This window comes from Paenibacillus sp. XP01 (genome assembly GCF_057364885.1).
On record NZ_CP139481.1, the window covers coordinates 4,026,615 to 4,038,231 of the forward strand.

Sequence of the window (11,617 nt, forward strand, 5' to 3'; positions counted from 1 at the left end):
TATGGATGCTTATGTGTTTTTGTCCGTCATCGTCGTTCCCTTACTTATGGCATTTCAGGTGAATTTTTATTTCGATTCCGTGCTGGGCAAGCCCAAACGAAAGCCCCAAAGAGTCATTTATTTTATCGTATTCGTTGTACTGGGTAGTTTCTATCTGGGAACTTCATTTTCACCAGTCGTTTCGTCTGCTCTGGCTTTGCTGTTCATCTTCAGCCTGGCGCAATCCTATAAGGTCGAATTCATCATTAAACTTGCTTTTACCGTCCTGTATGCAGTGCTGCTCACAACGGTGAATTACATTGCGGTGTATATTATGAGTGCGCTGGACGCTACGGATTACACCATATGGGATCATTACAACCCGGAGAATCATTGGGTGTCCTCCAAAGTCATGCTGCTTGGCTGCAGCATGATGTTCGTTGTCATCCAGATCGTTCGTTTGATCGCCAAACGCAGAAGTTTCGCCATGCATTATCGGTATTATTTCTTGTTTCTGATCGTACCCACCATAACGATATATCAGATCAATGTGGCCTCGAATTATAGTGAAAAAAACATATTTTATATCGTTTCCGTGCTAGGGTCCCTTTTTCTTAATGTGTTCATTGTATACGTATTCGATAATATGGTCGAAAAGGTTCAGCTCGCGCATGTAAATGCCCAGCTGCAGCGACAGATGGATTATCAGGATGCCAACTATGAGAAGACGGTGCACAGTTTCAAAAACGTGAAAAGCATCATCCATGATATCCATCAGCAGTTTCTGTACATTGAAGAATGTATCCAGCAAAACAAGCTTGATGCGGCAGGTGATCATATTAGACTTACGTTAAACAAGATTGAAGGAGCATACCAACGGGTAAACTCGGGCAATCTCGTGATCGATGCCCTTGTTACGAATACCATTGCCGTGGGGCAAGCAAACGGGATCCGAATCGATACCCGAATCGGGCTTCATTCACAGCATGTGCACATCGATCGATATGATCTGTGCGTGGTGCTTGGCAATATGCTGGATAATGCCGTCGAGGCTTCCAAGAAAGTGAGGCAAGCTGAAGACCGATATATTCTGATCGCAATCCACTCCACGGCCTCTGCACTCGCCATCCAGATTATGAATCATGTGGAGCAACCATTAACTCACTTGAAGAGTGAGAAGCCCAATCCGGAGTATCATGGGATCGGCCTCACCAATATATCGAGGATGTGTGAGAAATATGGAGGACATATGAGTATCGAGAATCACCATCGGACATTCAATAACATGGTTGTGCTTCCTTTCCACACAAATCATCCCTGAACATGCCGTTCAAGGATGGTTTTTTTCCATTCAGGGTTCGTTAGCGCACGGTGTACCTCCTTCCGGATATGATGAATCTATCATACAAAAAGCACTTGAGGGAGGATGTTATGATGAAGAAACTGATCAGTATATTATGCACGGCGGTGCTTGTGATCACACCAATGACGGGCGTCATGGCCAAGACGAACCCAAACGCGACCGTTGAGGTGGCTGCCAACAGAATCGCTACGGATTTGCTGCAAAATTACGGTGTCACAAGTCTGCAATATGCCATTATGGATGAAGGAAAGATCATTTTGTCAGATGGCGCGGGGCTTCACGACAAGGCATCACAGATCCCCGTGGACAAAGAGAGCATGTTCGGAATCGGCTCGGTGAGCAAAATGTACGTCACGGCCGCTGCCATGATGCTGGTCGATTCCGGCAAAGTCGATCTGGACCAGCCTCTTACGACGTATATTAAAGACTTCGAGATGGCCGATTCTCGCTATACCCAAATCACGCCGCGCATGCTGATGAATCATTCTTCCGGTCTGTACGGCACGCACTATGGAAACAGCATGTTGTTTGATGATAATGACACCATGAATCATGATGAATTACTGCTCAAACTCAAGACGGAACAACTAAAGTCAGACCCGGGAGCGTATTCCGTTTATTGCAATGACGGTTTCCAGCTGCTTGAAATATTGGTTGAACGGGTGAGCGGGTTAAGCTACAGCGAATATATCGCCAAATTCATCAGCAATCCGCTGCAGTTGGAATCGACCAAGACACCGCTGGATTCATTCGACAGAGACCGGTTATCCGAGACGTATTGGCCAACGATTGAAACTAAACTGCCTGCCGAAAATGCCAATATCCTCGGCACAGGCGGAATCTACTCGACTGCAGAAGAATTAACCCGGTTTGCAGAAGTATTGATGGGGAACAGACCGGACATTCTGTCCGAATCCGCGGCAGAGTCCATGCAAAATCATGAATATCGTCAAGGAATCTGGGTGTCTGAAGAGAGAAATACGTTCAACTACGGTCTTGGCTGGGATGCCGTGGATCTGGCACCGTTCAGCGATTACGGCATTACTGCACTCACTAAAGGTGGAGACACCATGATGTATCATGCATCGTTAATCACGATCCCTGAACATGATATTTCGATGGCTGTTCTGTCCTCAGGCGGATCTTCCATCTACAACCAGATGTTTGCCAGCAAAGTTCTGCTCGAGGTACTGGAGGATCAAGACATCATTGATGAGATTCAGCCGGATCAAACATTCCCACCACCCGTGAAAGTGAACATGCCGGCGGAGTTGACTGCATATTCCGGTCTATATGGTACGGTAGGTACTACGCTGGATATAAACATCCAAAATGGCGAGATCAAACTGCCTGCCTTACAGGGAGGACTCATCCCGGAGCAAATTTATGTGTACACAGGTGAAGGACAATTTACGAGTCCCGATGGAAGTGTAAAGATTAGTTTCGAGAAAGAAAGCAACGACAAAGTGTACGTTAAAGTGCTGGCAAATATAACGTTACCCGGTCTGGGACAAACAGTGATGAATACTTATGATTATCAGAAACTGGAGCATCAAGCGCTGGATACAGCAACGAAAGAAAAGTGGGCTGCGCGCAACGGTTCGAAATATTACGCACTGGATGAAAAAATAACGTCGATCTTCTATCTGCTTCCTTCGATGCTGATCAAGAACCTGACCGTTGATGCTGAGAACGGCTACGCCAACGGCACACGAGTGGTTGATCCGAACTATGCAGAGAATGTCGCCCAGATTCCTGTGATGAACGGAAGAGATGCCTTCGATCTGCAGCTCTACACGAAGGGTGATGCCGAGATTTTGATTCAGGATGGGCAGGAATATATTGCAGAGGATGCCATCGCTCCGATCTTCGCCGGGAAAACAGGAATCACTACCATTCCGGCAAACGGTCAAGCCCGGTGGTATGCGATTGACGCCCGCTCGGCGAACAAATCGTTAACGGTGGATTCTCCGGATCGCGGAGGTTATGCCGTATATAACGCCAAAGGGGAAGTAGTTCACTTTTCCGTGGCAACCCATCAACAAACAACACAGCTTCCGGAAGGTGGTTTTATCGTTTTTGGCGGTGAAGCCGGGGATGTCTTCAACATCCATCTGAAATAAATGGAATGGATTAAACAATAAAGAGGAATTTTCATGAAGCGGCGACTTTCTTCCGAAATTCAATCGGCTGGAGGTCGCCGAGTTTGTTTGGTCATCTGATCTAAAGATCTTAATCAATATCTGCAATAACCCATCGAGCTGAATCTCCCTCTTCTTTCTTTTTCCAAAAAACCATGATGTTGCTGTATTCTTCGTCGTTCTCCTTCAGTTCAGTAACCATTACGACTGCCTGATAAAGCTTCTTTTGTTCTTGAATGGTAATGTCACTCATGGAGGTAACCTTGCGAACTTTGAGTTTTCCCATACCCGATATTGGCGCTTGAGGATCAATAAGGCTCATATACCCCTTTTCATCCTCTTCCCATATATAACGCAGGCGGGCATTCATTAATTTGACGATCTCCAGCTCGTCCCCTGTATAATTCGTTTCATCAAGGTAAACCGGCGGGATGTCTTCAGCTTCCTTGGCTTTTGTTAGTTCTTCTTCCTTTTGCTTGTTTTCCTCTTCAGTCACACTTTCCGTTACTGGAATCGTTGGCTTCTGTGCCTGTTCACGGGTTGTTTTATCTTGACAAGCGATTAATAATACAAATAATCCAAGCATAGCGGTAAGCTTTTTCAAGATCCCATCCCTCGCATTCTTTATTCGTAAAGTGCTTCATCATCTCCGGATGTTCCTGTTCTCCATCGACGGCTCGCTAACTAGTACTCTAGTTTTAACGATGTCCAAAGAAAAATAACCAATATAGCTGAAGGAATCGTGATGCCCATGATCACTGCGATATAGGGTAAAGGGGTTTTTAGATAATTTTTGAATTCCCTATACTTCTCCTCACGTTTTAACTTTGAATGGGTTTGCCTCTTAATACTTTCTACTATTTTTACGATTTCCTTTTCATCTAATTCTCGAATATCTTCCCACAATTTTATATACGTGTCTTCGCAGCTTTTATTGTATTTGGTCATATAATGGTCACTCCCAACATTTGTATGGCTTATAGCGTTTATAATTCGAATGAACAATATTATTTTAGGAGGAATCAAGATGAAGCGACTAATTTCTCTGTTGTTGATGTTAACCTTAGTTGTCGGTGCAGCGTCCATCGCATCTGCTAAGGACCCCTCTTTAAATGACCTCTCTTTTAAAGAGCGCGCGGCGTACATGTATAGTCCTTCAATAAAAAAATCCGTATTAAATGTCTCGAAAAGCGGTAAGTTAACCACCACGACCTATAACTCCATTCAAATTCCAGTAAAGGATGTCTTTAAAGCATCTGGAGCAAAGATGATGTGGGATGGAAAGAACAAAATAACTAAAATTATAAATCGAGGACAAGAACTCATTCTTAATTTCTCTGGAAAGGAAATCACGGCGAGTGAGAACCAAGTCGTTCTCCCTGAAGATTGGGTACAATTGAACGATGGAGTCTCGACTATTAATGCATTTGTCTTAGCGTACATCTTTGAAGAATATGCCGATGATTCGGATCAAGAAAGACTGGACTGGGCAGAGAAACTTGAATTTTTGGATATCAAACAAACGACGGGGATCCCAGGGGTCGATCGATATATGCATGTATTTGTTGAGTTTAACGATTAGAAGGACCATCGTTCATTGAACACTCCCACCACTTAGCCTTCGCTTGAAGTGGGGGATTCTTGGGTAATCGAACCTCTTGGTTCGAAGTGGACCAAGCGATCCCTGTGGTCCCCACAGTTCTCGGCCGCTATGACGATCGATATGGCAACATCCTTAATGTTTCGGGCTGCATTGACATCCCGATCATGGAGGGTCTCGCAGGAGGGACACACCCATTGCCGTACCGAAAGATCTTTCACTTCTCGGTGCAGCGCTCCGCATACATGGCAGGTTTGACTTGTCGGAGCAAACGTATTCGCAATCTTGAGGGTGCGCCCATACCATTCCGCTTTATACGTGAGCTGCCTTCTAAACTCACTCCAGGACGCATCGGCAATCGATTTGGCCAGCTTGTGATTCTTGAGCATGTTAGACACCTTTAAGTCCGAGGGTACTGATCGTTTGGTTTTCACGAATCAGCTTGGTGGACAGCTTGTGCAAAAAGTCATGGCGGATATTCACCATTCTCTCGTGGATCAGGGCGACCTTCCGTTTGGCTTTTTGCCAATTAGAACCGTCTTTCGTACGCCGGGCCAGCCTCCGCTGCCAGCTTGCCAACTTCTTTTCATACCGGCTCCAGGCTTTCGGATGAGTATCCCGCATACCCTCGGAGGATACCGCAAACGTTTTAAGTCCCAGATCGATCCCTACCGACTTCTCGTTATCCGGTAAGGGCTCTATCTCCACTTCACAGATGAGGGAAACAAAATACTTCCCCGCGGCATTTCGCCGTACCGTAGCCGAGAGAATGCGTCCTTCACAGAGGCGAGAGTTTGCAAACCGCAGCCACCCCAGCTTGGGGAGCTTCAGCCTATTTCCATTCACAGCGATATTTCCATTCGTATATCGGGTCGTGTAGCTTTGTACCGGATGTTTACGGTTTTTGAAACGCGGAGCCTGCGTCTGCTTCTTGAAAAAACGATCAAAGCTATCGGCTACATGCCGAACAGACGATTGTAGAGCAATACTATCCGTTTTTTTCAACCATGGATGTTCTTGCTTTAGATCTGGAAGCTGCGTGGCACAAGCATGGTACGACAAGCCCTTACCCGTGGCGGCAAACGTATCCTTCCATTGTCCTAGAAAATGGTTGAATACAAAACGGCAACATCCAAACATCTGATGGATTAGCTGCTGCTGTGCACGATTGGGGTAGATCCGATACTTGTATGCTTTATGGAAGAGCATGCCATACACCTCCGTTCCTTGCAGTTATTATAGTACATATGTTCGGTTCTGAATACCAAAAGATGGCGATTCATCCCCCACCTAAAGCTGACGCTTTTGAGGAGGGAGTCTTCTCGCCTTCAACGATAAAGCACTTTTAAATTCTTACATCTAAAACCTCTCCCTGTGTTGTTGGGAGAGGTTTTAGCATGTTTAGAATGAAATCATGTTGACCGAAACCACCCGTTTCCGTTCAAGCTTATAGGAGAACTACATTACTTCTCCATCGGGAGTGGCGTAAAGAGCAGATTGACCGGCAGGTTGCTTCCTGGCGCGGCAGAGAACAGAATCGTTACGCTTTCTCCAGAGGATCCTGTGCGGTAGAGAACGCTTTGTTCACTCGACGTGTTGACGGAAGTGCTGTTTTCAGCAATCTGCACAACCTGTCCGTTCACAAGAGCTACTCCAAAATATTTTCCTCCGCGAGGGTTAAAAGAGATTAGCGTACGCGGAGCGACATTGTTCAATGTGATTTTGTACAATACGCCAAAGTTGCCCGCATTGGATGCGTCTATGTAGGCCATTGGATCTTTTCCGACCAGATTCGGATCGCTCGCATTGTCGCCAAGCGGCAGGCGGGCTGGTTTGTCTCCCAATGGCTGATCGTACGTAATGATGCGAGTAGCATTCGGGTACGTTCCGCGGTTGTGCACGCCGTCACGATCAAGCACAGGCAGCATCGGCAGGGCTTCGAACGGATCTTTATTTTCTTCGACCATGATCACGTTATAGTCCAGTGGATAATCGCTGAATGCGTCCGAATAAAGTGAGATCACTTGCCCTTGTTTCATCGGAGTTTTATTGAGCTCGGTCAAAATCAGTTTGCTTTCTCCAGGTTGAATATACTCTTTCTTTTGATCGGACCCAGTCTGAATCGACTTGAACCATTTATCGATAGACAATTTCCCGGCTACGGTAGCATATGGAGTAGGTCCCGCAAAGCCCATATTTTGTTGTTCGAATACTGCCGGATATGGATTGTTATTCGTTGCGATAACATACATTTTTACTCTTTTGCCTGTATTGTTCACATGGTGAATCATGAAACGGGTCTGCCCCGTAGATGATTCTTTATATACTATGCCTTCCGTATTCACCGTTTCCGGGCTGTTGCTGCGGATCAGCAGGCTTGCCTCATCTGTGTACGTATAAGGCACTTTTTCCATAGAATGCACTTCCCCGCCGTTGAAGGCAAATTTCTGTCCGACCGGGGTAAAGAGTAAATTGAAATCGGATTGAGAATACAACGTCTCATCGGTTATGGTGATAACTTTGCTGTACGTGTCAGTTGCACCGTGTTTGTCCGTAACGGTAATGGTCACCGTTTTGGGACCCGGAACAAAGAATGCTAATGAGTTGTTCTCCCATTCCACTTCGTTGATAGCATTTTCATCATCCGTGCTTTGGTCGATATACGTGATTTTTTCACCCATCTTGTACTGTTCCTTGTCCGTCGTGAACATGGCTACTGGAGGAAGATTAGGCTTCAGAACTTCAATCGTCATCGAGTAGGGATCGCTCCATTGGCCGTTGGAATCCTGAACCTGATATGAAATCGTATATGTACCCGCCTGATCAAACGATTCCTGACGACCTGTCCAGCGTTCATCAACGATCTTCAGTCCATTTGGAGAACGATAAGAAGTTACATAGTCCACCTGATCGCCCGCAACAATTTCCTTTTGGGAAATCGTAAAACTTGCAACAGGTTTCGTATTCAGATTCAGCACAACCGTTTTAGCCGACTGATTCACTTTGTAAGTGATGTTCAAAGCTTGGGTAATCGAAGTTAACGGCACCATGAACGTATTTTTTTGCTGGTAAGCAGGGCCTTTCATCGTTCTGGACTCGCCATTCACGGTATAGACCTTGCTGTTGGTTTTGAATCGGAGCTCGTTATCACCACTGATGATGATCGTTTCCTTCGTTTTGCTGTCGTATTTGACCCCATATCCCACACGATCCACCAGTGCACGAATGGCAACATAGGATACACCGTTTTTTACAGTCATCGGCTGGCCAGCAAGATACGTTTTCCCGTCCTGCTCCATTTTGTTGCTATTCATGTACAAAGTCAGATCTCCGCCCGATGTTCCAGCAGCCGTTCCATTTGTAGCAGGCTGCTCGACTTGAGCAGGGGGCGCTTTCGTGTCGTCATCCTTTGAAGCTTCCGCAGCTCCTTCCTGCCCTGTGGAACTCTCCCCGGGTTTGTTCGTCGTTGTCTCTTCGCCAGTGGCAGTCGGGGTCGTATTGGTTGCAGGCGTAGTCCCCGTGTCTGTTAGTGTGGAAGCTTCCGTTCCTTTCTCAGTAGATGGAGCACCGGAGGATGCGTTGCTGCTTTTTGTCACCACTTCACTCTCGGCAAGCGGCTGCTCTTGCTTTATGACCTCCACCGATTCTACGTTGGCGGACTGCAAAGCTTCAACGTCGGCTTGACCCACCGATTGCGCATTCACCGAACCAACTGCAAATGCTTGAATAACAGCTAAAGCGGTAAAAATGGACATGTTCTTTTTCAGATTCATTTCTTGTCTTCGGCTCCTTCTGCTCACATGCAAATTTCATTCTTTCGAAAGTCATACTATTAAACGCCTGACTCCAAGGAAAAGTTACATAATATTTTGTATATTTTGGATCTATATAACCGCAATAATAAATCCCACTAAGCCACTACGAGTGCAGCACCATATTTCGATCGCTGTTATCCCCAGATTTTTTTCATATTCCCTTTTTCAAAGGGAAAAGTCCGGTGACAAGCCTATGCTTCCGAAGCAGCTTTCTTTCAGAAAGCTTTTAGACCGCTTCGCTTCTTCAGATTGGTTCTGCCTCTCCGTTAACGTGTGGATGTTTTTTGCGGTTTATATAACTTTGAAATTATACAGTTACACCAGGTGCCGTATATATTTATATTATCTATTAAATCCCCTATATTTTTCTCTTTAATAAAACAACTTCAAGTTATAATGTAAACAAATCCAATTATTGCATTAAAAAAAGAGATCCCTTTCTAAACAAGGAGGTGATACATATTATGAGCAGATCAATAAGGAAATGGCTTGCGTTTCTTGGCACGATTATGTTTGCTTCAGGTTTAGCCTTCATTATTATTGAAGAATTCGCTCCATACAAAACAATAGGTATCATTTTAATGGTTATTGGCATTGTAATCATTCTTATATCCAATTTCTATAAAGAAAAAAGAAGCCAGGACTGAGCTTGGCCTCTAATATCAAGGATCCTGCTCTTATGAGTGAGATTCTCCCCCCATTAGTTTTGTTTTTACGAAAACAGCTTAAAGACATTTTCAGTTTTTGGATTTCATGACAACTTCATATACGTTGGTGATTAATAGCAGTAACAGTCCTGGATATAATGTAAAGTACAGACTCTCTCTAGAGAGAATTCCCATTGGAACAAGAGTTCCACAAGTCATTAATATATAAGCGGCTATTTTAAAAAATTTGGACATGACAAGTCCTCCATTCTCCAATTAAGCGAAGTCCGTGCGTTAAAATCTCCCCTCCATACGTTTGGCAAATAACGCCAATGGATATTCCTTTTGGGAGATCACATTTTCCGTAATCTGTTTAATGACCTCTTTATCGCGCAGCTCCAGTAAATCTGGATCCAACAGGTCCGAAGGCTCGATCCACTTCGAATCAATGATCTCATTTGCATTTAACTGGAGAGAACCACCGATGATTTCACCAGTAAAATGAAATAAAATCACCTGATGATTGGTACTGCTAATAAAATTATAAACACCTGTAGTGGCTGTAAGTTGGACATCGTAGCCGGTTTCTTCTTTTGCTTCTCTACGTGCTGCCTCCAGAATATCTTCGCCATGCTCGATTCTCCCTGACGGAAAGTTCCAGGAATTTTTAACAGATGCTTTATTTTCTTGGATCATAAGGACCTTATCTTCATGTCGTATCGAAACACTCACAACCAACACAATTCCGTTTTGCGTCACGTTAAAAAACCTCCATAGTTAGAAATGAATACTATCACCAGTAGAACATATGTTCCGTTAGTTGTAAATGACTAAACTAGCACTCGTAAAGTAGCGGTTCGCTACTGCAGCGTCCCCTTCCTCATAAAAAAGAAGCAAGTCTATAAGACCCGCTTCCCTTTAAATTCTTTTTTGTTTTGACTACTTGCCCCTGTGCTTCTTCTTCGCCTTTTGAACTCTAAGCTGATATTTTCTTTCATTTTCTTCTAGAATTTGTTGGCGATTCTGCACTTTTCGCTGCAGTTTTCTGGATTCAAGGTCCAGCTTGATCGCTTCCTGAGCATGGCTGGATAAGCCTCGTTGAGCAATCTCCTTAGAAGCCTGGCGAGCCAGTCTTTTCGGATTGACTCGGGTGCTTTTACGTCGTTTCGTATCCGTTCCTACCTTCGTAAGGCTCATCAATTCCATCATGTTCTTGCCAACGAACTCTAATATTTCCGAATCCCTCGGCTCGTTACCGAAAATATGACGACAAGCTTTCAGACGTCCCTGCTCTTCCTGCTCAACCACACCAATCCAGTACTTACAACTTTCATCAAACAATACGGTAAGCTTCATACTTACTCCCCCTCAATTCATGCTGGAGTGATGGACATCCCGAGGGGGGAAGGTCACTGACACCAGGGCTATCCCAGTGCGACCGGACTACCAACCGATCTGTGTTTCTACACTCCTGTTAAAGTTATATCACATTTATCACCTTTGGTGAATCCTCCACGAATTGGCTCTTTAGTTGAAGAAGATTCGCTTCTGATGCTGAGGTAGAGTATAGTAGGAGTAGTTGAGAATATATTCCAGGAGGCCACAGCCATGTCGAAGGAAATCTGGATTAACCTGCCCGTCAAAGATATTGAACGATCTACTGCCTTTTTCAATGAAATTGGATTTCATGCGGTGAGCGTTGGTAACGAGAGAGCCCAGCTTGTTATAGGCCAAACAACGATCCTGCTGTTCCCGGATGCGGCGTTTGAGAAATTTACAGGTTCAAAAACCGCAGATACTTCACATAGCGCAGAAGTGATTTTTTCCATCGGCGCTGAAAGCAGAGAAGAAGTAGATGCCTTTATTCAAAACGTAGAGTTTGCCGGGGGAAGCATCTTTGGCAGGCCGAGCGAAATAGACGGCTGGATGTACGGCGCGGGATTTGCCGACCTGGACGGCCACCGCTGGAACCTGCTGTACATGGATGAGCGTAAAATGCCGAAACGCTAATATAGAAACGCCGGTAACCTGTTTAAGGTCACCGGCGTTTTATACTCCTTATCATTTCAATG

10 protein-coding genes and 1 pseudogene are annotated in these 11,617 nt (G+C 45.0%); 5 read left to right on the plus strand and 6 right to left on the minus strand.

Translation table 11 applies throughout. The features are described 5' to 3' along the window. Position 1: 1 nt before the first annotated feature. On the plus strand, positions 2 to 1,300 hold the full coding sequence (locus SNR34_RS18125) for an ATP-binding protein (protein ID WP_236412424.1): 1,299 nt from the start codon (positions 2 to 4) through the stop codon (positions 1,298 to 1,300). Positions 1,301 to 1,413: 113 nt separating this feature from the next. After that, positions 1,414 to 3,465: a serine hydrolase domain-containing protein gene (locus SNR34_RS18130; protein WP_486179849.1), complete on the plus strand. Its 2,052-nt coding sequence runs from the start codon at positions 1,414 to 1,416 to the stop codon at positions 3,463 to 3,465. Between the two features lie 109 nt (positions 3,466 to 3,574). On the opposite strand, the gene SNR34_RS18135 is transcribed toward SNR34_RS18130, so the two are convergent. Next, the gene (locus tag SNR34_RS18135; protein WP_486179850.1) at positions 3,575 to 4,087 is read right to left on the minus strand and encodes a hypothetical protein; all 513 of its coding nucleotides are present in this window, start codon (positions 4,085 to 4,087) and stop codon (positions 3,575 to 3,577) included. An 80-nt stretch (positions 4,088 to 4,167) separates the two neighbouring features. Beyond that, positions 4,168 to 4,431, minus strand: coding sequence for a hypothetical protein (locus SNR34_RS18140; RefSeq protein ID WP_236412421.1), 264 nt, complete (start codon positions 4,429 to 4,431; stop codon positions 4,168 to 4,170). A 79-nt stretch (positions 4,432 to 4,510) separates the two neighbouring features. Between SNR34_RS18140 and SNR34_RS18145 the strand changes: the two genes are divergently transcribed. Further along, positions 4,511 to 5,065, plus strand: a complete 555-nt coding sequence (locus SNR34_RS18145) for a stalk domain-containing protein (protein WP_236412420.1) — start codon at positions 4,511 to 4,513, stop codon at positions 5,063 to 5,065. A 32-nt stretch (positions 5,066 to 5,097) separates the two neighbouring features. On the opposite strand, the pseudogene tnpB reads toward SNR34_RS18145, so the two are convergent. Both tnpB and SNR34_RS18155 read right to left on the minus strand, forming a co-directional pair. Further along, a pseudogene (tnpB, locus tag SNR34_RS18150) lies at positions 5,098 to 6,292 on the minus strand (IS200/IS605 family element RNA-guided endonuclease TnpB). Positions 6,293 to 6,546: 254 nt separating this feature from the next. Continuing rightward, complete coding sequence (locus SNR34_RS18155; protein ID WP_486179851.1) at positions 6,547 to 8,856, minus strand: stalk domain-containing protein; 2,310 nt, start codon at positions 8,854 to 8,856, stop codon at positions 6,547 to 6,549. A 506-nt stretch (positions 8,857 to 9,362) separates the two neighbouring features. On the opposite strand from SNR34_RS18155, the gene SNR34_RS18160 reads away from it, so the two are divergent. Continuing rightward, positions 9,363 to 9,545, plus strand: a complete 183-nt coding sequence (locus SNR34_RS18160) for a hypothetical protein (protein ID WP_339272680.1) — start codon at positions 9,363 to 9,365, stop codon at positions 9,543 to 9,545. A gap of 294 nt (positions 9,546 to 9,839) precedes the next feature. Here SNR34_RS18160 and SNR34_RS18165 read toward each other — a convergent pair whose 3' ends face one another. Both SNR34_RS18165 and SNR34_RS18170 read right to left on the minus strand, forming a co-directional pair. Then, the gene (locus tag SNR34_RS18165; protein WP_486179852.1) at positions 9,840 to 10,304 is read right to left on the minus strand and encodes an NUDIX hydrolase; all 465 of its coding nucleotides are present in this window, start codon (positions 10,302 to 10,304) and stop codon (positions 9,840 to 9,842) included. A gap of 180 nt (positions 10,305 to 10,484) precedes the next feature. After that, positions 10,485 to 10,901 carry a YjdF family protein gene (locus SNR34_RS18170; protein ID WP_236412414.1) on the minus strand — a complete coding sequence of 139 codons (417 nt, stop codon included), beginning with the start codon at positions 10,899 to 10,901 and terminating at the stop codon, positions 10,485 to 10,487. A 252-nt stretch (positions 10,902 to 11,153) separates the two neighbouring features. Between SNR34_RS18170 and SNR34_RS18175 the strand changes: the two genes are divergently transcribed. Further along, complete coding sequence (locus SNR34_RS18175) at positions 11,154 to 11,555, plus strand: VOC family protein (protein WP_486179853.1); 402 nt, start codon at positions 11,154 to 11,156, stop codon at positions 11,553 to 11,555. Positions 11,556 to 11,617: the final 62 nt, after the last annotated feature.

Coding starts and splice junctions, on each gene's coding strand:
- SNR34_RS18125 (WP_236412424.1), top strand. CDS start 2: ATGGATGCTTATGTGTTTTTGTCCGTCATCGTCGTTCCCTTACTTATG.
- SNR34_RS18130 (WP_486179849.1), top strand. CDS start 1,414: ATGAAGAAACTGATCAGTATATTATGCACGGCGGTGCTTGTGATCACA.
- SNR34_RS18175 (WP_486179853.1), top strand. CDS start 11,154: ATGTCGAAGGAAATCTGGATTAACCTGCCCGTCAAAGATATTGAACGA.
- SNR34_RS18155 (WP_486179851.1), bottom strand. CDS start 8,856: ATGAATCTGAAAAAGAACATGTCCATTTTTACCGCTTTAGCTGTTATT.
- SNR34_RS18145 (WP_236412420.1), top strand. CDS start 4,511: ATGAAGCGACTAATTTCTCTGTTGTTGATGTTAACCTTAGTTGTCGGT.
- SNR34_RS18160 (WP_339272680.1), top strand. CDS start 9,363: ATGAGCAGATCAATAAGGAAATGGCTTGCGTTTCTTGGCACGATTATG.
- SNR34_RS18170 (WP_236412414.1), bottom strand. CDS start 10,901: ATGAAGCTTACCGTATTGTTTGATGAAAGTTGTAAGTACTGGATTGGT.
- SNR34_RS18140 (WP_236412421.1), bottom strand. CDS start 4,431: ATGACCAAATACAATAAAAGCTGCGAAGACACGTATATAAAATTGTGG.